This window comes from Coleofasciculus sp. FACHB-1120, assembly GCF_014698845.1.
Lineage (GTDB): Bacteria > Cyanobacteriota > Cyanobacteriia > Cyanobacteriales > FACHB-T130 > FACHB-T130.
In genome coordinates this window covers 26,049-46,692 of record NZ_JACJTV010000004.1, presented here as the reverse complement: position 1 = coordinate 46,692, position 20,644 = coordinate 26,049, and the positions used below count along the sequence as shown (strand labels likewise).

18 protein-coding genes and 1 riboswitch are annotated in these 20,644 nt (G+C 46.7%); of the genes, 11 read left to right on the top strand and 7 right to left on the bottom strand.

Going from position 1 to position 20,644, the window contains the following annotated elements; genetic code table 11:
- Positions 1–123: 123 nt before the first annotated feature.
- A riboswitch (cobalamin riboswitch) is annotated at positions 124–274 on the top strand.
- A 20-nt stretch (positions 275–294) separates the two neighbouring features.
- On the top strand, positions 295–957 hold the full coding sequence (locus H6H02_RS05780) for a HupE/UreJ family protein (protein WP_190815537.1): 663 nt from the start codon (positions 295–297) through the stop codon (positions 955–957).
- A gap of 124 nt (positions 958–1,081) precedes the next feature.
- Here H6H02_RS05780 and H6H02_RS05775 read toward each other — a convergent pair whose 3' ends face one another.
- Both H6H02_RS05775 and H6H02_RS05770 read right to left on the bottom strand, forming a co-directional pair.
- On the bottom strand, positions 1,082–1,924 hold the full coding sequence (locus tag H6H02_RS05775) for a M56 family metallopeptidase (RefSeq protein WP_190815535.1): 843 nt from the start codon (positions 1,922–1,924) through the stop codon (positions 1,082–1,084).
- Positions 1,924–2,346, bottom strand: coding sequence for a BlaI/MecI/CopY family transcriptional regulator (locus H6H02_RS05770; RefSeq protein ID WP_190815533.1), 423 nt, complete (start codon positions 2,344–2,346; stop codon positions 1,924–1,926). Before H6H02_RS05770 ends, H6H02_RS05775 begins: the two co-directional genes overlap by 1 nt.
- Before the next feature lie 156 nt (positions 2,347–2,502).
- Here H6H02_RS05770 and H6H02_RS05765 point away from each other — a divergent pair, with 156 nt between their 5' ends.
- The 6 genes from H6H02_RS05765 to H6H02_RS05740 all read left to right on the top strand — a co-directional run bounded on the left by H6H02_RS05765 (position 2,503) and on the right by H6H02_RS05740 (position 11,076).
- Positions 2,503–3,114, top strand: a complete 612-nt coding sequence (locus tag H6H02_RS05765; RefSeq protein WP_190815532.1) for a tetratricopeptide repeat protein — start codon at positions 2,503–2,505, stop codon at positions 3,112–3,114.
- Positions 3,115–3,190: 76 nt separating this feature from the next.
- Positions 3,191–5,548, top strand: coding sequence for a TonB-dependent receptor (locus H6H02_RS05760; protein WP_190815531.1), 2,358 nt, complete (start codon positions 3,191–3,193; stop codon positions 5,546–5,548).
- Between the two features lie 180 nt (positions 5,549–5,728).
- A complete protein-coding gene (locus H6H02_RS05755) occupies positions 5,729–6,529 on the top strand; it encodes a superoxide dismutase (RefSeq protein ID WP_190815530.1) in 801 nt (266 codons plus the stop codon).
- A gap of 578 nt (positions 6,530–7,107) precedes the next feature.
- Complete coding sequence (locus H6H02_RS05750) at positions 7,108–8,214, top strand: extracellular solute-binding protein (RefSeq protein ID WP_190815529.1); 1,107 nt, start codon at positions 7,108–7,110, stop codon at positions 8,212–8,214.
- 43 nt (positions 8,215–8,257) lie between these two features.
- Positions 8,258–9,838 carry an iron ABC transporter permease gene (locus tag H6H02_RS05745; RefSeq protein WP_190815528.1) on the top strand — a complete coding sequence of 527 codons (1,581 nt, stop codon included), beginning with the start codon at positions 8,258–8,260 and terminating at the stop codon, positions 9,836–9,838.
- Positions 9,839–10,017: 179 nt separating this feature from the next.
- Entirely contained in the window at positions 10,018–11,076 is a 1,059-nt protein-coding gene (locus tag H6H02_RS05740) for an ABC transporter ATP-binding protein (RefSeq protein ID WP_190815527.1), read from the top strand.
- 204 nt (positions 11,077–11,280) lie between these two features.
- On the opposite strand, the gene dacB is transcribed toward H6H02_RS05740, so the two are convergent.
- On the bottom strand, positions 11,281–12,786 hold the full coding sequence (gene dacB / locus H6H02_RS05735; protein WP_242040577.1) for a D-alanyl-D-alanine carboxypeptidase/D-alanyl-D-alanine-endopeptidase: 1,506 nt from the start codon (positions 12,784–12,786) through the stop codon (positions 11,281–11,283).
- 344 nt (positions 12,787–13,130) lie between these two features.
- Between dacB and H6H02_RS05730 the strand changes: the two genes are divergently transcribed.
- The 3 genes from H6H02_RS05730 to uvsE all read left to right on the top strand — a co-directional run bounded on the left by H6H02_RS05730 (position 13,131) and on the right by uvsE (position 16,541).
- Entirely contained in the window at positions 13,131–14,282 is a 1,152-nt protein-coding gene (locus H6H02_RS05730) for a hypothetical protein (protein ID WP_190815524.1), read from the top strand.
- Between the two features lie 323 nt (positions 14,283–14,605).
- Positions 14,606–15,244, top strand: coding sequence for a hypothetical protein (locus tag H6H02_RS05725; protein WP_190815522.1), 639 nt, complete (start codon positions 14,606–14,608; stop codon positions 15,242–15,244).
- 214 nt (positions 15,245–15,458) lie between these two features.
- Complete coding sequence (uvsE, locus tag H6H02_RS05720) at positions 15,459–16,541, top strand: UV DNA damage repair endonuclease UvsE (RefSeq protein WP_242040576.1); 1,083 nt, start codon at positions 15,459–15,461, stop codon at positions 16,539–16,541.
- A gap of 213 nt (positions 16,542–16,754) precedes the next feature.
- Here uvsE and H6H02_RS05715 read toward each other — a convergent pair whose 3' ends face one another.
- The 4 genes from H6H02_RS05715 to H6H02_RS05700 form a co-directional block, all read right to left on the bottom strand.
- On the bottom strand, positions 16,755–17,123 hold the full coding sequence (locus H6H02_RS05715) for a hypothetical protein (protein ID WP_190815520.1): 369 nt from the start codon (positions 17,121–17,123) through the stop codon (positions 16,755–16,757).
- A 271-nt stretch (positions 17,124–17,394) separates the two neighbouring features.
- Positions 17,395–17,820: a thioesterase family protein gene (locus H6H02_RS05710; protein ID WP_190815518.1), complete on the bottom strand. Its 426-nt coding sequence runs from the start codon at positions 17,818–17,820 to the stop codon at positions 17,395–17,397.
- Between the two features lie 68 nt (positions 17,821–17,888).
- Positions 17,889–18,974 carry a CHAD domain-containing protein gene (locus H6H02_RS05705; RefSeq protein ID WP_190815517.1) on the bottom strand — a complete coding sequence of 362 codons (1,086 nt, stop codon included), beginning with the start codon at positions 18,972–18,974 and terminating at the stop codon, positions 17,889–17,891.
- A gap of 101 nt (positions 18,975–19,075) precedes the next feature.
- A complete protein-coding gene (locus H6H02_RS05700) occupies positions 19,076–19,789 on the bottom strand; it encodes a hypothetical protein (RefSeq protein ID WP_190815515.1) in 714 nt (237 codons plus the stop codon).
- A 465-nt stretch (positions 19,790–20,254) separates the two neighbouring features.
- Here H6H02_RS05700 and H6H02_RS26995 point away from each other — a divergent pair, with 465 nt between their 5' ends.
- Positions 20,255–20,557, top strand: a complete 303-nt coding sequence (locus H6H02_RS26995) for a DUF6464 family protein (protein WP_347342566.1) — start codon at positions 20,255–20,257, stop codon at positions 20,555–20,557.
- Positions 20,558–20,644 lie beyond the last annotated feature (87 nt).

The window sequence follows — 20,644 nt, the reverse complement described above, 5'->3', positions numbered from 1 at the left end:
CCGAAACCAGCAGACAATTAACGCACATTTTTTCGATTCCTCCTCAAATAAAGCGGCTCTTGGAGTCATCTGTTTGAGGTTCATTTTACCCATACTTTTTAAAATGCCAGCACTGAAGTGATATGATTGCCCTACTCAATCGGTTCTGGTGGGGAGCAGCCACCAGAGGTAACGGGGAAAGTTCGGTGTAAAGCCGTCGCTGTCCCGCAGCTGTAATGAGATCCGTCGTTTTGATCTCTCAGCCAGAATACCCGCCGAAAGAAATTGATTTGCGAAATCTGCGAGGTACAGAATATGTCTAAAGATAGACGCTTTGCTTTCTTGAATCTGATGCAAAGCCGAACGGTAATTGTATTTTTGGTTTTAATTAGCACTTTGCTATGCGCCCAGCAGGCGATCGCTCACCATCCAATGGGTGGCAAGACGCCGTCTAATTTCTTTGAAGGGTTCTTTTCAGGGCTAGCCCACCCCTTGATTGGACTGGATCATTTTGCGTTTGTGGTGGCGATTGGGTTACTGGCGGTTGGGCAAGTGTGGGGCGCATTCATCCCAGCCGGGTTTGTGTCGGCAGCACTGGCGGGAACTGGGATTCATTTACTGAAGCTAGATTTACCGGGGTCTGAGATAGCGATCGCGGGTTCCGTGATTATCTTTGGGGCGCTGTTAGTGACGCCAAATAAACCAAACTGGCTGGTTATTCTGGCGCTGGGAGCGATCGCTGGTTTATTTCACGGCTACGCTTATGGCGAGGCAATCGTCGGTGCTGGCATGACGCCGCTTGTTGCTTACCTTCTGGGTTTCACATTTATTCAGTATGGCGTTGCCTTGGTTGCCATGCTGATTGGCAATGCAGTGAGCCGGAAATCTGCCACTCAACCGCTACCCTGGCAGCGATTCGCCGGGTTGGCTATCTGCTCGATTGGAGTGGTTTTCTTGAGTAATTCCGTCCTCGGTTAATTTGTCAGAAATTGAGGCGTTGCACAGGGAACGGATGATCATCTCGCGCAAAGACGGTAAGAAAAACTTTGCCTCTTTGGGCAAAATTTAACAGAAAATCATCCCGATTGTGCAGCACCAAAATTTAACTGTGAAACGGCACGGTTATTAGCGGAAGAAAGCCTAGCAGTATCCAATGCCAAAGCCATAAGCTGGGTGAATTTGACTCTTCTGGTGGTGCTAAAAGTGCTTCGATTCTTTCCTCTAAACGGTTCCGGGTGGCAACAGCGCTGAACGCCGCACAGAAACTTTCAGACTGTACTGGCGAGACACTCACCACCAATAGCAGAGATTCCGCCAACAACAAAGGATCTACCTGTTGCGCCGCCCATCGATCCGCACGAAGTTCTCGCAATAGTAAAAGTTCTTGCCACAAAGCTTCTGTATTTGGCAGCCAAGCGGTTATCCGACGCACCCAGCCAAGCCAAAAAAACCAAAACGTATCCCGATAATAGGAATGCGCTTGTTCGTGGGCGAGAACTGCTTTTAGATGATCTCGATCGAGGGTTTCTAACAATCCCTGACTCACGACTAATTCAGGCTGCCAGAACCCAATTTGGGCACTAAATAGAACGCTAGCCTCAAGAAGGCGACCCAATTTACCTTCAATCTCAATTTGGGGATAGGTGCGTGTCTGTTGTACCGCAAGCCATCCCTCCCTTGCCAACTTTAGACATAAAATTCCGGCAACACCTAAAAATCCCCATGCGAGGGAGTAGCTGAACCATCCGGCTTGCAGTCCTCCCATTTTTCCGTCTGTACCCATACAAATAACCGCGATCGCTGTCACGATTAATAGCATCGGCGGAAACAAAAATAACCCAAAGGCTCGTTGCCAGCGTTGCGTCCAATTTCCAGAAGGATTTGACCCTGTGCATCTCAGACACCACGCTAATCCTAACGCTGTCAGAATCATTGCTAGATGCATTATTTTCCCTCCTCTCTCGCTTTGCGTGCGGATTGAAGACGAAGCGCGATCGCTTCTATTTGCTCTACGCTAGCGCTGTCGAGGCTATCTGCAAAGGCGGCGACGACATCTGGGTTCCCCACTGCCAGAAACTGGTGTAACTGTTCGTGAGCTTTAATGGCTTGCGCTTCTTCCCGCGAAATCAAGGGTTGCCAGGAGAAGCTACGTTCTTGTTTATCGCAAGCTAGCCAACCTTTTTGGGTCAAGCGACGCAGCACCGTTGTTACTGAAGTATAAGCTAACTCCCGGTCTGGGTCAGCCAGAATGCGATCGTGTACATCCTTAACCGTGGCAGAACCAAGTTCCCAGACGATATTTAAAATCTCTGCTTCTAAAGGGCCAAGGGAGAGTTGTTTGGGACGATAGTTAGGTAGAGGAACCATGCATCTAAAACTTTGTGCTTTCTTTGTGTTCTGTGCAATCTCTGAATAAGCTTACACTCCAAACTGCACGAAACAAGTTTGACAGCTTGTCTTTTGACGGCGACAGCAACTCAACTCAAAATGTTGGCGTATCCGTGCTTTCTAAACGTCTATCTTATGAGTCGCTCCCGCATTATTATCATCTTCAGCATTGCAGTGGTACTGCTGAATTTGCCGCTGATAGCTCAAGCTCAGCCATTACAAATCACGATAACGGCGAGTACCGATATAGCTCAAATGGGTGCTGAGGACTTCTTCAAGCGCGGAGTCTACAAGGTATTGAGCGGAGATTACAGTCAAGCGATCGCTGATTTAACCCAAGCAATTCGCCTCAATCCCGATAATGCTCAAGCTTACACGAATCAAGGTCTTGCCCGCGCTGCCCTCGGAGATACGCCAGGAGCGATCGCTGACTTTAGCCAAGCAATTGAGATCGATCCCAGCCTCGCATTAGCTTACTATAACCGGGGTTTTGTCCGCTCCCAGTTACAGGATTATCAGGGAGCAATCGAAGACTTTACCCAAGCGATTCAACTCAATCCTCAGGATGGCGACGCCTATCACTGCCGATGTCTCGTCCACTACACGTTGGGACACAAACAGGGAGTGAAAGCAGATTTCGAGAAAGCCACCGATCTCTATCTACAACAAGGCAAGCAACAACAATATCAAAGTTTACTCCAAGAAATCAAAGAGCTTCATTCGTCAAGCTATTTTTTGATTTCTTAATCATTTGTTGCCTTCAATCATCAAAGCGATCGCTAAAGCTCGAAGCAATTAACTAAAACTTTATTGGAAAAAATATATGAATAAACAATTATTGTTCAATAGCTTTTTGATTGCGAACGCTGTAGCAGTATTCATTGCCCCTCTAGTTCGGGCAGAAGTCACACAAGTCACTAGCATTCGTTTAATTCCAACAAGTAGCGGTATTCAGGTAGTTTTAGAAACTACGGGTGGTACGCTTTCTCAAATTTTGACATCCAGCAATAACAATATCTTTTCCGCTAACATCATCAATGCTCAGTTGAGCTTACCTGAAGGAAATCGTTTCTATCAAAATAACCCTACTGATGCAATTACTGCTGTATCTGTTACTCCTTTAGATTCTAATAGTATTCAGGTAGTCATAATTGGAAAGGCTGGAATTCCAAGCGGAGAAGTTAATCAAAGTGATTCCGCGCTTATTTTCAACTTAGATAATAATACTGATTCCCTATCATCTGAGCCTGCTATCGAGGCTGATGAAACGCCAGAAGCAGTTGAATCAAGTGAGTTGGCATCTGAGCCAGAAGTTCAAGTAGGAACAAATGAAGAAATTGAATTAGTTGTAACAGCAAAAAGAGAAGTTTTCACGGAAACGTCTACGCCCCTCTATACAATTAATCAAGAAGAAATTCAAAAGCAAGGCGCTAATAGTGCAGCGGAAGTATTGAGAGGACTTCCTGGATTTGCTATTAACGATGCTGGTTTTGGCGCAGATATTCATACGGGTACTTACTACCGGGGACATTCGACTAATCAGTCTGTTTTTCTCCTCAATGGCAGACCGATTAACACGAATATTAATACTTATCATGGCGCTACCGACCTTAATAGTATTCCAGTAGAAGCAATCGAAGAAGTAGAATTATCCAGCGGCACCAGTTCTACTTTATATGGTTCGGAAGCTTTTGGAGGAGTTGTTAATATCATCACCAAACAAGGGCAAGAAGTTCCTAGACTCAATGCTTTAGTTGAATATGGCTCTTTTAATCAGTCTAACTATCGGATTAGCTATGGCGGTTCTGTTGACAATCTAAGATTTAATCTTGGCTATGAAGATTACGAGGCAGATAATCGTTATGCTGTCCCTAAAGGTGCAGCTAATCGGGATTCCGAAGGTCTTCTATTTAACGGAGATACCGCAACTAGTAACTACTTTGGTGGGATCTCACTAGATTTGAATTCTAGAAATACTCTTAGTTTAGATGCTTCTAAAATTAGCAGTCGTCGTGGGTTACTTTATTTTGGGTTTCCTCTACAAAGAGACAGATTAGATCACGATGCTTTTAATATTGGGTTATCTTGGAAGACTTTGCTAGGAGAAGGTGAAGATTCGGTTCTGAAAACGACACTTTCATACAATCAAGATTACTTTAACACTTATGGCCCAACTCAAAATATCTTCTACCGGACTGGCACCCTGAATTCTCAAGCTCTCAATGCTAGGGTAGAGCATCAGTGGCAAACATCCTCTGATAACAAGTTGACTTGGGGCTTAGATTTACAGAATAGCTACTTGAATGGGGATGTTTTAAGTACGGCTCCTAATCAGCTTGCCCTTAATGAAAGTGAAAATAGAGATAGGTTACATACAGCAATATTTGCCTTAAATAGTTGGAAGATAAGCGACTCCTTTCAGGCAGATTTTGGTCTGAGACAAAACTTTAATAGTGACTTTGGGAGTTATTTAAATCCTAGCGTCGGGGCACGATGGGCTGTTACCCCAACGGTAGCTGTGCGGGGCAGTTGGGCTTCAGTGCAGCGCAATCCTGGATTAGATCAATTGTATGTTTTTGATGCAGTTCATAACTGGTTGCCTAATCCAGATTTAAATCCGGAAACTGGCTCTTCTTGGACGGCTGGAGTCGATATCCAATTTTTAGAAAATTTGACAGGACAGTTTACCTATTTCGGCAGTCGTTTAAACGACCGCCTCGGAGTTCTATCAGGACGCTGGGCGAATATTGGGCTTGTTAATACAAATGGGTTAGAGGCGGCACTGCGCTGGCAAATGACTCCGCAATGGTCAACTTTCCTCAACTATACCTATACGGATGCGCGAATTGAAACTGGCTTGGAAAGGGGATTTCAACTAGGCTTAATTCCTTATTCCGTAGGGCAATTTGGTATCGGCTATACCAGGGGAGGATGGCAGTTGAATTTATTTGCAAGTTACCACAGTGGGGCACGAAGAGCTTTCTTTAATAATCCTGGTGAAAGCAACAAAGATTTTTCACCGTCCTACTTAAATTTAGATTTGAGCGGTCGGATTCCGATTACTAAAAATTTTGGTATTACCGTAAATTTAGAAAATTTGGCTGATGTAAAGTACGAAAAAGCTAATCGAATCTATCACCCCGGTTTAAGTTTACGAATTGGTTTACAGTCCAATTTTTAATCCAATTTTTTGAAATATTGGATGGAGTAAGAGTGGAATTTACTGTTTTTCGAGGATGCGATCGTTTAACGCAATCCGGTCGCCATCCCGAAATTACCTCCTTGAGATAGAGGTATTTATGTCGGTAGACAGGTGTAATTTTTGATAAAAGCGCAGATTTTTACCGAAATTGATTGAATTATGGCTCTTTATCGTCGAAATTTCCTGTTTCTGCTAGGTGGCACTGCCGGAGCAGCCGTGATTGGGGCTTTCCCCGCAGCTTGTGCAGCTCAAACAACCCCAAAAAGTGAAACCCAGCAAGCACAGCAGCAGACACCGCAAGTACCACAGCAGACACCGCAAGCACCACAGCAAGGGCAAACGGCAAATACTTTTACACTGCCGCCTTTACCTTATGCCTACAATGCTCTGGAACCCCATATTGATGAGGCGACGATGCGGTTTCACCATGATAAACACCATGCCGCTTATGTCAAAAACCTGAATGAAGCCGTGAATAAATACTCGCAACTCAAAGGCAAGAGTGCTGAAGAATTGCTTCGCGACATCAATAGCGTGCCAGAAGATATTCGTACTACAGTACGCAATAACGGCGGCGGTCACGTAAATCATACGATGTTCTGGGAAATTATGGCACCCAATGCCGGTGGAGCGCCGACGGGGGAAATTGCCACAGCGATTAATCAAAGCTTTGGCAGCTTTGACGCCTTCAAGAAGCAATTCAATGAAGCCGGTAGCAAGCGTTTTGGCAGTGGTTGGGCTTGGTTGGTTCGCGGCAAGGATGGTAAGTTGCAAGTGATGAGTACGGCGAATCAAGATAGCCCGTTGATGGAAGGAATGTATCCGATTATGGGTAATGATGTCTGGGAACACGCCTACTATTTGAAATACCAAAATAAGCGTGCTGATTACTTAGATGCCTGGTGGAATGTCATTAATTGGAATGCAGTGAACCAGCGATTTGAGAAAGCATCGGCTTAGTCGCTGATTTCAGCCCTAAACTGAAGCCCGAAGCTAAAGTTTGGGCTAAAAACTTAAACCCGTTTAAACGGGTTTAAAGGCTTACCAGTAAGCTAAAGGAAGCTTTAGGTCTAATCTAGAAATTTATTGCTAGGCTCCTTGCGTTAGGCTCATTCCGCCTTAGTTTATCTAAAGCCAGGGTTGGTAGGCTAGATTGAGTCGGCAAAGCGCAAAGCGGCTCTCGAAGCGGTAGACGGACTTCGCTGGTCTAGCCCAATTCCCGTCTCTGGACAATTTGCTCTCATCGAGATGCTCCCGAACCTAGGAACTTAACGCCGCTGCATCGCTGTCACCTTCAAAATTTGTGCAGCTTAATGATAATTATTGACAATAAGTTTTTTTGCAGCTATATTCAAAGGTTGTCAATACGCCACTCAAAATAGTGTTAATAACACAGGCTATAAAAGATGGTTTTAAAAAAAAAGCAATCTTTTATACAGGTAGCAGGTTGAGAAGTTGCTTGTAGTAATTTAACCAACACTTCTGAGTTACCTAGTTAACAAATATTGTCAATAGAAAATTTTATTAGGAGTAATCTTGTGAAGCGTCGAAAGTTTGTGTTTTTAATGGGACTGGCAACTGCCAGCGGCGGGTTAGCGATCGCCTGCGCTGACAACCAGAGTGCCACAACTCCCAATGCAACCTCCCCAACCAGCAGCCCTGCCAGTACGACTGCCGCCAGTCCATCTGCCAGCCCAGTTGCCGCCACCGGCCCATTGGAAAAAGAACTGGTGATCTACTCAGGACGGGACGAGAAACTGGTTGGCGACCTGATTAAACAGTTTGAACAGGAAACTGGGGCGAAAGTACAAGTCCGCTATGGCGACACCGCTGAGTTAGCAGCCGCCATTCTGGAAGAAGGCAAAAATAGTCCGGCTGACGTTTTCTTTGCTCAAGATGCCGGGGCACTCGGAGCAATGCAAAAGGCAGGGAGGGCATCTCAGTTGCCACCGTCACTGCTCGATCGGGTAGAAAGCCGCTACCGCTCACCCGATGGGAAGTGGGTAGGAATTACGGGTCGAGTGCGGACAGTAGACTACAACACCAAGCTAGTCAAACCAGCAGATTTACCAGAATCAATCTCTGGCTTTACCGATCCAAAGTGGAAAGGAAAAATTGGTTGGGCACCTACAAATGGCTCTTTCCAGTCCTTTGTCACCGCTCTGCGCGTCTCGCAAGGGGATGAGAAAGCCAAGCAATGGCTCGAAGGCATTAAGGCCAATAACCCCAAAACTTATCCCAAAAATACGGCAATTGTAGAAGCCTTATCCCGTGGGGAAATTGCCGTCGGATTTGTCAATCACTATTACTTGGAAAAGTTCAAGCAAGAAAATCCTCAAGCTCCCGTGGATCATCACTTCACCAATGATGTGGGTTCCCTAGTCAACGTGGCAGGGGTGGCAATTCTAGATGGTACAAAACATCCCAATATTGCTCAGAAGTTTGTGGACTTCATGTTGGCTCAGGATGCTCAGAAATACTTTGCAACCAAGACTTATGAGTATCCACTAGTTTCGGGAATCGCTCCGGAGGGGAACTTAAAAGCACTCAATGGAATTCCCAGCCAAGCGACTGCCATTGACTTGAGCAATCTGAACGACTTGGATGCAACGTTGAAGCTTTTGCAGGAAACACAGGTAATTTAATTGGTTGAATTATTGGTTGTTAATCCCAATGTCGATTAACTGATTGGAGAAAGCAGCTCGACCCCCTTTATTTCTGACTTTAACAGCAGCGGCAGTAGCGATCGCGATCGCTCTGCCTCTGACTTATTTGGTCATCCGGACGGCTGGTGTCGGTGGGGAGGCGCTCTGGGAGTTAGTTTCCCGTGCGCGAACTCTTACCATTTTGTTCAACAGTGCGGCGATGGCGGCAATCGTGACCCTGTGTTCGGCATTGATTGCCGTTCCACTGGCATTTTTAACGGTGCGAACCGATTTACCGGGACGCCGATTTTGGCTAATTGTCACGACCTTACCCTTGGCAGTTCCTAGCTATGTAGGGAGTTTTACGCTGATTGCCACCTTTGGGCCACGGGGTAGTTTGTTGCAGTTGTTGCTGGAACCTTTGGGAGTGCAGGAATTACCCTCCATCTACGGTTGGCCTGGGGTGATTTTGGCACTCACCTTATTTACCTATCCTTATCTGCTATTGAGCGTGCGTTCTGGATTGCAAGGAATTGACCCAACCCTGGAGGAAGCCGCCCGGAGTTTAGGTCAAAGCGGTCAATCTACGTTCTTTCGCGTCATCTTGCCCCAGTTACGCCCTTCATTGGTTGCCGGGGGTTTATTGGTCGCTTTGTACTCGCTGCGGGATTTTGGAACGCCGTCGCTGATGCGGTTCGATGCCTTTACGCGAGCGATTTTCTTGCAGTACAAGGCAAGCTTTAACCGTAATTCAGCAGCGGCTTTGGCATTGGTATTGGTGGGGCTGGTGCTGTTGATTTTGTGGTTAGAGTATCGAGCGCGATCGCGTGCAGCATACTATAGTCGCGGCTCCACCTCCCAGCGACCGCCTAAAGTCTTGCTGCTAGGGCGTTGGAAGTGGCCTGCGGTGGCTTTTTGCGCGGTCGTGACAGCGATCGCTTTAGTGCTTCCTGTTGGCATTACCGTGTTCTGGCTGATTCGCGGACTCCATAATGGCTACAGCCTTCCGAATCTAGTACCGGCTGCCCTCAATTCCATCTTGGCGTCAGGAATTACAGCGGGTGTCGCTACTCTTTTTGCCTTACCTGTGGCAATTTTATCGGTGCGGTTTCCTGGCCGAATCACTTCAATAATTGAACGCTGTTCTTACATTGGATTTGGTTTGCCTGGAATTGTGGTGGCGCTGTCGTTGGTATTTTTTGGGGCGAACTACTTGCCCCAGTTGTATCAAACTTTGCCGATGTTGGTGTTTGCCTATCTTGTCTTGTTTCTACCCCAGTCCGTGGGAACTGTGCGGGGTTCGCTTTTGCAGGTGAATCCGCAGCTGGAAGAATCAGCGCGGAGTTTGGGTAGAAGTTCCTGGCAAACTCTCAGAGAAGTTACGCTTCCGCTGGTGCGTCCGGGTGTGATTGCTGGAGCAATGTTGGTGTTTCTCACAGCAATTAAAGAATTACCGGCTACTCTGCTGCTAGCACCGATTGGATTTGAAACCCTGGCGGTAAAGATTTGGAAAGCTACGGAAAATGTTGAGTTTGCTGAGGCAGCAACTGGCTCTTTATTTATGTTGTTAGTTTCGATTGGTTCGACTTTATTATTGTTATCTCAAGAGCGGGTTAGGAGCTAGAGGAATCTGAAGTAAGGGTTTTTTTGTGAACCGCGAAGACGCAAAGAGCGCGAAGGAAGAGAAAGAAGGAATGAGGAAAGATTTTATTGATGATTTAGTTTTAGCAAATTATTTTTCACCCTAAAAAGATATTTAATCAAAGCCTCCAATTTTAAGTTTTTAATTTTAAATTTTTAGTTATGCAATCACCGGCAATTTTACGCTTACAGAATGTAACGAAGCAGTTTAGTCAAAATACAATTCCCGCTGTTGAAGATGTAACGTTAACCTTGCAACAAGGGGATTTGTTGGGATTGCTAGGGCCATCTGGTTGCGGTAAAACTACCCTGTTGCGGCTGATTGCGGGTTTTGAACGACCTTATAGCGGAAGTGTGGAGATTGCGGGACGAATGGTTGCGGATTCCCGTTGTTGGGTGCCGCCAGAGCATCGGGACGTGGGAATTGTCTTTCAAGACTATGCTCTGTTTCCTCATCTGAGTGTGGCGGAGAATGTTGCTTTTGGGTTGCAACAGTTGACTAAACAGCAAGGAAAGGAGCGCACGGAAGATGCGATCGCTCTCGTCGGTCTTCAAGGATTAGAAAAGCGCTACCCTCACGAACTCTCTGGCGGTCAGCAGCAACGGGTTGCTCTCGCCCGTGCCTTAGCGCCGCGACCCAAGCTGGTTCTTTTAGATGAACCCCTCAGCAATCTCGATATTCAAGTGCGTTTGAGGTTGCGCGAAGAAGTACGAGACATTCTCAAGGCAATCGGCACTTCGGCAATTTTTGTCACCCACGACCAGGAAGAAGCGCTTGCCATCTCTGACTGGGTTGGTGTGATGCGTCAAGGACATTTAGAGCAATTGGGCACGCCGGAAGAAATTTACACGTACCCCGCCTCGCGGTTTGTGGCTGAATTTGTCACCCAAGCGAACTTCCTTCCCGCCCGACGCCAAGGTCATCTGTGGGAAACAGAAGTCGGTTGTTTTGATGTCGCAATGAACCGACGACAAGATCCCATTTCTAGCCTCACCGGGGAACTAATGATACGCCAGGAAGACTTGCTCCTACAGCCATCTCCGGATGCACCCGTTGTCATCCGAACCCGACGGTTTTTAGGGCGGGAATATCGATATTGTCTCCAAACTCCCTCTGGCAACGAATTGCACGCTCGCACGATGACTGACACCGCTTTGCCCGTGGGAACCCGAGTGCAGCTATCTATTGCGGGTGATAGCGTTCGAGTTTTCCCCAGCTAGAAGTGGGCATTGCTCCAATCCGGTTCGCTATAGTCTCAACCGACTGTGTATACACAAGTCGGCAGACCTCTCCCCAAACCCCTCTCCGTGTCGGAGAGGGGCTTTGAATATGGCTCCCCTTCCCTCGTAGGGAAGGGGTTGGGGGTTAGGTCTGAGAGCGTGGGGGAGCAAAAAAAGTCACTTGTGTGTACACAGTAGATAGTCTCAACAGCGACGCAAGCGAGTCAGTAGCAGCACAATTTCGTCCGTCGCCTGCCGTACCGTGGAGGCGGATTGGTCGGATTGATTGACGAGAATGCTAAAAACAATCGTTTGATACTCTGGGTGGCTCATATACCCAGATAAGGAAACCGTTCCACTCATCGTTCCTGTCTTCGCTTGCACAATGCCTTGGGCTGGGGTGTTTTGAAAGCGACTTTTTAGGGTGCCGCTGACACCGGCAATTGGGAGAGAGGCGCGGTAAATTGCGGCTTCTTTCGTTTGCGCGATCGCTTCGAGAGTCTGCACCAGTGCTTTTGGACTCACTAAGTTATGACGAGACAACCCGGAACCATCAGCCATCACATAACTATTAGGATCGACGCCTAATTCCGTTAAAGCTTGTTTAACAGCAGCCAATCCCATTGCCGCAGAATTCTCTGAAGGTGGGGTTTCCTCGCCTTTGCTGGTGGCACCCAGAGTTCGCAATAAAGCTTCTGCGTAGAGATTATTGCTGTTCTGGTTCGTTTCCACCAACAGAGTCTCCAACGGCGGCGACTCCACAGCAGCTAATTCCCGTTCGTTCCCGCTTTCCTTGCCAGATCCCACCTGCGATTGTGCGACAGGAATCCCCGCAATTACTAAAGCCCGCCGGAAGTGCTGCAAAAAATACTGGGCGGGGTCGAGAACTGCTACACCCAAAGATGCAGGTTCGGCACCCGCAGGCAGCTGACCTTTAATCTGCAACACGGGTTTCCCCAATACAGCGCTAACGGCGATCGCTGCGGGTGCTTTCGCTTCCCCTGTCACCGTATTATTTTCCAGTCGCCATTGCGCGATCGCAATTGGATCGACCCAAGCGGTTTGTAGCGGTTGCCCAGGCGAGCGCGGTGATAGGGTCAGCACGGTGGCATTTTGATTCAAAATTAAACTATTAACGGGTGCCCCATAAGGTGCTTGAAGGTCTCCCCATTCCCAACTGGGATTTACTGCCTGTCCTTGAAAGTAATCATCCTCAACAATTAGCTGCTGCACCTGACGAATTCCCTGGCGCTTTAGCTGTTGTGCCAAGCCTCTCATCTGGGTATCGCTGAAACTAGGATCGCCTCGTCCGACAACGCGCAATTCTCCTTTATTTGTGCCATAAACAGAGGTGCGAATCCGAAACTGAGAGCCTAACTTGTTTAAAGCAGCTGCCGTTGTCAGTAGCTTCGTACTTGATGCGGGGATAAAGTAACGCTCTGGTTCGCGGCTGTAGAGGGTGCGTTTTGGCAGGTTTGAATTTGTTGATAATGGTTCTATTAAAATTCCCCAACGAGTGCGGGAAAATTCCGGACGGGTGGTGATAGCATTAATCGCGTTTCCTAGTTGGGCAGGACAAACCAACGCAGGGGATTGGGGTTTTTCTGCTTGAGAAACCTGCCTTGAATTTATCGACCGATTCGGAGAAACAGCGGGATTATTTGCCCTCGCTGCTTCCTGCCAGGATAGCAATTGTGTGTTTAGGAGCAACAGGAAGCTCAGGCATTTACTAATTTTAGTAATTTCTAAGAATAAGTAGGGGCGCGGGAAAAACCTAAAAATAGATAACCTTGTTTTTTTGAAACTACAGGTTTTTTGAGGCTGGAATGAGCTGATACTTTCTTTTAACAACCTACTCACCATTCAGATTTTTCCAAATAAAACTGATTTGGGTAATAAAAATATTACCTTGGATAGGTGCGAAACTGCAACTTGGTTTACCAATAAAAATATTTCTAATGGTAGAGCTTATTGAGTCTTAAAAAGTGAATAAAATACGGAATAATCATAGCTTTTTTTGTATTTACAACCGAAAAAAATAGGTACTTATAATCATGGCACTTCAAGAGCGCGATTTTGAGAAAAGCAATCGTCGTATAGAGGCACCTCGGCGGAACAACGGGAGTAAATATTTTTTGGTTGCTCTATTGAGCGTACTTTCGACGTTAGGTTTAGTTGCTGCTGGTTGGTGGCTGTATCAGCGAATGCAACAAGAAAATGCGATCGCTCCCGCAGAAATTCCTGTGACGACTGCTAGCCCCACTGTCAGCCCAACCATTAGTCCCACCGTCGCTCCATCTGCCGCAGTCGCGCCAGCGCCCAGCCTTGGCATTCAACCCGGTCAATTTGTTCAGCCTGCTTTAAGCAACAAAGCGCAGGTAGAATTAATCGCCGTCCGCAGAATTCTCGGTGCGCCTGATGAAGTCAGCGTGGATATGCGAATTAATCGTCTTGCAGACGATGTGGTGGGAGGAGACCTGATTAATGTCGGTGGGACAACTGCCCGGAATCCAATCACCAGCGAAACTTATCAAGCACTCGATCCCTTGAAGCGTTCATCAGCAACGGTTTCTTTATATCAGATGCGCCGGGGGCAACCGCAAGAAGCCTATGTCGTGCTAAAAGTACCCGCAGGTGTCAACGCCCTTGACATCTATGTCGATCAAACGCAGGCATTTAAAAATGTGCCGATTGCGGATGCGAACGCCAGCCCAGTGAGTGGAACCGCCCCCGCTTCCCCAGTACCTACCATCGCGCCATCGCCCCAAGCTCAAGCACCTGCAACCACTGTGCCAGCTGCGCCAGCATCCAGCGCTGACATTCAACCCGGTCAATTTGTACAGCCTGCCTTGGGCACCAAAGGACAAGTAGAGTTGCTGTCTGTGAAGCGAATTCAAGATCCCGACTCAAGAAACCGCGACGTGGTAAACGTGCAGATGCGCGTCCGGCGTCTGTCAGCGGATCGAGTGGTTGGAGGTGACATCATTACTGTGGGCGGAACCACTGGACGGAATCCAGAGACGAGCGAAACCTACAAAGCCGTTGACTTGATTAATCGCTCGACGGGAACCGTTTCTTTGTTCCAGCTGCGCCCACAAGCCTCGGCAGATGCCTATGTCTGGTTGAGGGTGCCAGAAAACGTCAATTCTATTGACCTTTACGTGCCGGAGGTACAGGCATTTAAGAATGTGCCCATCTCTAAATAAGGGCAGAATAAATAGGGCCGGAATCGGTAACGGGTGATGGAAAATTGGGAATTGTCAGTTGTTATTCGTCCATAATCGTGAGTCCAACGTCATTAGACATTCGTTCTTAGTTCGTTGCTATTCACATCTTTCACCAAGCCACCAGAAAGGAATTCTGAAGCTATTGCATTCCTAGTCCGCCTACGCGGACTAAGAGAGCAAATCAGGGTGTTTGCAATCTACTTCCGCAGGTTTCGGTTGTATCGCTGCGGTTTACGGTTTCAACCGCCCGGTGCAAGATGTGAATTGCTGACTCACGATCCATTACCCCTGACCAAAACGGTATGAGCAATTTTTTATCTGGCATCGCAGTTGTACTTTCAATTTTGGCGATGATTGGCAGTGGCTTCAGTGCCTATCAAGTTTTTGAACTGCGGGAGGAACTCAACGCGATCGCTAATTTAAAAAGCGGTTCGACGCCTATCGGAGAGCCAACATCTAGCCCGACACCAGATTCAGACAGCACTCCCACTGTCAGCCCCACTAGCGTCGCCTCTCCAGTGCCTACTCCGACTAACGCCACCAACACCAACGCCAAAATTCAACCAGGGCAATTTGTGCAACCGGCTTTTAACAGCAAGGCGCAAGTAGAATTACTTTCGGTAAGGCGAGTTGCCGATCCAGAAACGGGATCGCGGAATGTCGTAAATATGCAATTTCGGATGCGACGGGTTGCAAGTCCGACCGATCCAGATATAGACGTTTTAAATCCGTCTGCAATCACTGCCCGCAATCCGAATACGAACGAGACTTACAAGGCGGTTTCTCCGAAACGTGCGACTCCTTCGGTGGATTTTGGCAGTATTGGACAAGGTGCCTCAGCCGATGCCTATGTTTGGCTACAAGTTCCTCAGGGAATCAATACGTTAGACATTTATATTCCCAATACCCAGCCATTTAAAGGCGTGCCGGTTTCTAATTAATTTGGTGAGCGTAAATGCAAGGTTTGGATAACATGGCTCGTTAAACAGTGAGATTGTAGAGACGCAATTCATCGCGTCTCTACGCAGTGAAAATTCTTGCGTCTTTTACGAAAAAAACTGGATTGAGTCCTACTGAATTTGTCAGATATTTTTTTAACAAACCGCCTTGGCGATCTAAATTTGTGAAACCCACACGAAAACTAAGGATAAAACAATGATGATAAGCAATCTGCCTAGCCGGACAAACGTGCATTCCACTTCCACAAAATCACCACCCGAATTAGGGTTGGTGTGTATCACAACGTCTGACAAAGTGCGTTATCGCGCCCTCACGCGCAAACGACTATTGCAGCTAGAAACTGCGGAACAGCAGCAAGTGCTGCGGGAATTATATACCGACAACTTGCAACGCCTGAATAAGGCGCTGGATTTTTGTGTAGAAAATAATCTCAGGCTTTACCGAGTTCCGTCTGGGTTGTTTCCCTTTGCTGATACCGATTTGGGTGAGGCGGTGCTGGAGGAGTTTACGGAACAGGTGAAAGCAACAGGCGATCGCGCAACGGTTCTTGGCATCCGAATCGTGGTACACCCAGATCAGTTCGTTGTCCTGAGTTCCGATACACCCTCTGTCATTGAGAACAGTATCAAGATTCTCCAGATGCACGCCCGGAATATGGATTTATTGGGGCAACCGCGATCGCCTTGGGCGATGATAGAGATACATGGTGGGAAAGGCGATCGCGCTGAGCGACTGATCCAAGTTATCCGCGATTTACCCGATGAAATTCGCTCAAGATTAGCGCTAGAAAACGACGAATACGCCTACAGTGCAGCAGAAATTATCGCTGTTTGCCGCGAAGCTGGCGTGCCAATGGTCTTTGACGCCCATCACCACATTATTCACGAGAAGCTGGACAGTTACGAACACCCCAGCATCGCCCAGATGAAGGCAGCAGCGCGAACGACTTGGCCCGTGCCAGAATGGCAGCTAGTTCATATCTCTAACGGGCGGGAATCCTTTGGCGATCCGCATCATAGCGATTTCATTACTGTGATGCCCAGTGCCTACTGCAACGTTCCCTGGATTGAGATAGAAGCAAAACTGAAGGAAGAAGCGATCGCTAAATTGCGAGAAGAATGGTCGCCTGTCTTTGGCACCGCACCCCCACCCAAACCACTCGAAGAAAAGCCATTAGACAAGATTACTCAACCGAAAGCTAAGCAAAAGAAACGAACCGGCAAGAAAACCGAACAATCCAAGGACAAAATTTTGAGTTCAAATTTAGAAGGCGAGTAATATTTCTTGGCGAACATTGGCGCTATCCTTTGCGTTGAATATTACTATCTTTTTTAACGCAAAGGGTCGCAATGGGAATCGCAATGATTCGCAAAGGAATGTTGGGTGCGTTGCCAGTATTCATTTGGAAAATTGACGATACTGAGCTATGTCTATTTTTCCTTTTTTGCTTAGATAATTGGTAATTAAAAAAATTACCAATTATCTATCTAGCTAGTTGCTATCGCCTTGACCTGTTACTTTCTCAACCAGTTCTTTCGCTCCTTCAATTAAGCCATTCTCTGCCTGTGGCCCTTTATTGGCTTTTACACTTTCGTTATAAATTTCAGCCTGTTTTTCTGGGTTCCGAGCCTGTTCTGCGGCTTCTTCGTAAGCTTGTTCCCGCAAACCAGAGTCTTCACCATTGTTATCGGCGCGTTCGATTTTGTCTGCTAGAGCCTGCTTTGGACTAGAATTGCTGGCTGCATAAGCAGGCTGATTTGCAAAAATGAATAAATTGGAAAGGCTAAGCAAACTCACCGTAACCAGAATCAAAATGCCGTTGCGAAATGCTTGCCCTAATGCTGAAAAAATACGCTGCATTATTTAAATCTCCCTGTTGTTGTATTTCGTAGAATCTGGCAATATTTGCGAACCGCTGACCGTTAAGGTCATTCATAAAAACCAGATGTCAATTGATTAGACCAGAGAGATTCTACGGGTATGGCGATAGCGCACCCTTCTGCCGCAAGATACATTCAAGGCGTCAAAATAATTAAAGATTGTTACAAGCTATCGGTCATGGGTCAGAAACAAAAAACAAATGACCCATGACGATGGACTAATGACTGATTAGCCTTAGACAAAGTATTTTTTACTCTGTTACCGCAGACTCAAACAATTGCCCAAAGGCATCCAGGATCTGCTTAGGGATGGCTCGTGGACGCATTGCGGCAAGATCCACCCACACCCACAACGCCTCTGCTGTCACTAACAGCGGAGCTTCTCCCTGTTTGCGGATTTCATAGCGGCGGATGGCACGGGTTCCTTGAATTTGATGTACCCAGGTGGTAATTTCTAAGCGATCGCCTGCAACAGCAGAACGCAGATAGTCTATCTCGATCCGCCGCATCACAAAGCCGCCGCCGAGTTCCCCGTAGACCTTCTGGTTAAAGCCGAGATGTTCATCGTGTTCGACTGCTGCGTGTTCTAGGTAATGCTGATAGACTGCGTTGTTAACGTGCCCCAAGGAGTCCATCTCGTGGTATCGCACTCGCAGTCGGCTTATGAACTTTTGCATCCGTTAATCAAAATGTTTTTCCAACTTTCAGACTAGCCGATGGAAAAGCCACTTTTGCATTTCTAAAGCTATGTGCCAAAACCGATACCGCTAGTCCCCTCTTTTATGCCACTTTGCTCGTTCTTGTGTTCGTTCTTATGCTCGTTCTTGTGTTCATTTTTCGGTTCATTGTTGATATCACTTCCATCACGCGGCTGCAACAACGCCAGGTGAAAGGCTTGCCGTGTTTGGGAATTTAAGTAACGCTCTTGTATGGGTTGCCACTCTTGCCAAGCTTCGTAAACAGTTTGATCTAGCTGTTCAGTCAGTGTTGGTAGTTGGTGTTTGAGCTTGGAGTGCAAGACATCACTCAGCACATCTGCTAAAACAACGCAGTCTTGAATTTTCCCCAAAGTTTCCTGAACTGACCTTACATCTTGCAGATAACCAGCATAAGCTGGGCCATAGAAGTCAGAAAATAGTTCCATTTGGTAGCGCACCCGCTTAGCTTCTTTCCGCAAACTGTGGAGAACTTCCCCATCCTTTGTTAAGAGTTTCGCTACGGCTGAGGGTTCTAGATCGTTACCCGTTTCAATCTGTCCCCCTTTAAATTCAACCCCTAGCAACCAACCTGGATGCAGCAACAGCTGGCTAATTTCTGGCAATAATAAATCTGGCAGAACCGGATCTACTGGCATCTGAGCAACTTCTTGATAAGTTGGATGCTTCAGCCACCCTTGCAATGATTGCTTGAGTTTGTTGTATTCCTGATGATCCAAAGTTTCCCGGACTTGTTCTAGTGCGTGTCGGCGCTGCTTATCTAGAGCATTCATCGCCTCCTTTAAGGATTTCTGTTCTTTGGAAGGTAGATTCGGATGGTAACGGTTTTTCAGAGCATCCTGAAGCACGTCTAAATCCCGCAAACCGCCAAGACGATGACCAATTTTCCCAATCTTGTTTTCTTGGGCTGATTTAGGAAGATCCAGCGCGGGTGCAAAACCCTTTACCGCCGAACGCAGGCGACGAATTCCCACGCGCATCTGGTGTAAAGCTTCTGGATCTTTGTCTTTGATAACATCAGATTCGTGCTTAATTGTTTTCTGAAAGTGTTTTTCAATCGCTAGGTATGCCCAATCTCCTAGAGTCTTGGCTTTTTCTTGGGTATGCTTTTTCATGACAATATTGGCTCTAAACGCGATGGATTAACTAATGGCAGGGCAGAGTTGAGTTGAATGGTAAAAATACCACATTGCTACCCAGCTTTTGGTATTGGAGTCTATTGAATCCAGGGAGTATTTGTGATATGTCCCGGATAGGAAACCCAGAGGTCATACCGGGTAACGGCTTCGCCGGTTTGTAGGTTTTTGAGGAATGGCTTGCCAGTCCAGATTTGGCAACTACAGAGGTTTTTTACTTCCTGAAGCTCAAAAAACCCAGCTTCATCGGGTTGCAGCCGAAAAAACTCAATATGCCAATGAGCGGGTTCAACGGCAACATGAGTAGTAGAGGGAGTATTTTCCGTTAGCTGGGAATTTCGGTTATCGAGCTGAATGGCGCTGGGTAGAAAATCAATATCCAGCACATAAGATTCAAACCCGTGCTGTCGGGCAAATTCTATAATTTGCTGCCAATCATAGACGGGTTTTTGCTCTCCCTGTTGGGGAGTATCGTCTCCAAAGCAGTAACCACCAAACAGCCAAACCAATTTTGACAGAATTGATTCTACGCGGAGGCGATCGCTTCTTAAAAGTTCTATATCTTCCGGTAGCAAGATGCGCCCCGGAACACACCACCAATATTCCCAGAAAGTATTCGCATCTAACGAAACTATCCGCTTGACGACTCCCGGAATGCGATCGCGTTGTTGGATCTGACGAATTTTTTCCTTAGATGCGCTTTGTCCCGGAATCGGCAAATCTCGATTTGCTGCTAAGGGATGTTCGGGCGCGGTCGTCATTTCTTGGGGGAAGAAGGAGTCGAGGTTCAACACGGATATTCTCTCACTACACCTAATGCAGTGTTCCATTCTAGATCCTAGAATAGGCTCTTGGATCTAGAGATTTGTATACCTTTGGTTGAATAAGTTTAAGCTTTATTGGCTCTCCTTGGAGATAAATGAAAATTACGCTAACCTTAAAAATAGAATAGTTAGTGTCGCGGTACGCTACTTGCAGACTGAAGACGAAGGAATGACATTAATAACTTCCATCAATTAGGGATGTGTTGTTTCAGGTCACTCAATCTAGAGAATGTCTGAGAGAATGCCTGAAAAGTCATAATCAAGATGTTTAAACGGTACAGCAAATTTAGCATTGAGTTGAACAATAGAAAAACTTAAAATTTGCAAAGGTTCAATGGGTAGTGCATAAGCTTAAGTGACTCTACAAATGCTTACCGCTACCTACTAATATGAATCGGGTAGAATTTTATAAGGATAAGATGAAGGGATCAGCGTGTGTTAGAAATTCTCCTCATTTTTGTTGTCAGTCTAATACCAGGGCTGCTTTCAGTGTGGCACGTTCGCAGGATAGAAGCACGAAACAGAGAAGGTTTACAAGCAGCGATGCGAAGGGTAGAAGCTAGGCAAATGCAAAGAATGCACAGACCTTTAGATCAACATTACATTGAAGGTGTGGGTTATTTGGTTGGGGATATTACTTGCCAGTTCAATGCTCATTCTGCTTATATCCGTTGTGCGGTTAACCCTTTTGGGCCTTGCCAAGACTGCTCCCATTATCAATCCAGGGAATACAATTAAGTTGGCTCCCTAAAAACATTAATATGTTTAAGCATTAGCTGGTTAATGGGTAATTTCCAGAAAAAATCTAACCGATTCACCCTTATC

Coding starts and splice junctions, on each gene's coding strand:
- H6H02_RS05780 (WP_190815537.1), top strand. CDS start 295: ATGTCTAAAGATAGACGCTTTGCTTTCTTGAATCTGATGCAAAGCCGA.
- H6H02_RS05775 (WP_190815535.1), bottom strand. CDS start 1,924: ATGCATCTAGCAATGATTCTGACAGCGTTAGGATTAGCGTGGTGTCTG.
- H6H02_RS05770 (WP_190815533.1), bottom strand. CDS start 2,346: ATGGTTCCTCTACCTAACTATCGTCCCAAACAACTCTCCCTTGGCCCT.
- H6H02_RS05765 (WP_190815532.1), top strand. CDS start 2,503: ATGAGTCGCTCCCGCATTATTATCATCTTCAGCATTGCAGTGGTACTG.
- H6H02_RS05760 (WP_190815531.1), top strand. CDS start 3,191: ATGAATAAACAATTATTGTTCAATAGCTTTTTGATTGCGAACGCTGTA.
- H6H02_RS05755 (WP_190815530.1), top strand. CDS start 5,729: ATGGCTCTTTATCGTCGAAATTTCCTGTTTCTGCTAGGTGGCACTGCC.
- H6H02_RS05740 (WP_190815527.1), top strand. CDS start 10,018: ATGCAATCACCGGCAATTTTACGCTTACAGAATGTAACGAAGCAGTTT.
- H6H02_RS05730 (WP_190815524.1), top strand. CDS start 13,131: ATGGCACTTCAAGAGCGCGATTTTGAGAAAAGCAATCGTCGTATAGAG.
- H6H02_RS05725 (WP_190815522.1), top strand. CDS start 14,606: ATGAGCAATTTTTTATCTGGCATCGCAGTTGTACTTTCAATTTTGGCG.
- uvsE (WP_242040576.1), top strand. CDS start 15,459: ATGATGATAAGCAATCTGCCTAGCCGGACAAACGTGCATTCCACTTCC.
- H6H02_RS05715 (WP_190815520.1), bottom strand. CDS start 17,123: ATGCAGCGTATTTTTTCAGCATTAGGGCAAGCATTTCGCAACGGCATT.
- H6H02_RS05710 (WP_190815518.1), bottom strand. CDS start 17,820: ATGCAAAAGTTCATAAGCCGACTGCGAGTGCGATACCACGAGATGGAC.
- H6H02_RS05705 (WP_190815517.1), bottom strand. CDS start 18,974: ATGAAAAAGCATACCCAAGAAAAAGCCAAGACTCTAGGAGATTGGGCA.